Here is a 229-nt window from a genome sequence, read left to right on the forward strand (position 1 = left end):
CATGCCCCTGATGAGCAACCCCCATGACCAGATCCGCTGATCCCCGCGGCCATCCCGACATCGCCCTGCCCCTGTCCCAGTTGCTGGCCATCCGGCTGTGGGCGAGACAGGGTCAGCGGGCGCGCATTCACCAGGCGCGTCAAGGGCGGCTCGGGCGACAGCCGGGTCTGAATTTTCGTGAGCTGCGCCTCTATCAGGCCGGGGACGAGGTGCGCCACATCGACTGGCG

At 68.1% G+C, this 229-nt stretch carries 1 protein-coding gene; it reads left to right on the plus strand.

The genetic code is table 11. The features are described 5' to 3' along the window. Nucleotides 1–23: 23 nt before the first annotated feature. Nucleotides 24–229: DUF58 domain-containing protein (locus B4920_RS28370; RefSeq protein ID WP_139379816.1), on the plus strand; the 206-nt coding region annotated here is incomplete at its 3' end.

Source organism: Zoogloea sp. LCSB751, assembly GCF_002028455.1.
Classification (GTDB): domain Bacteria; phylum Pseudomonadota; class Gammaproteobacteria; order Burkholderiales; family Rhodocyclaceae; genus Zoogloea.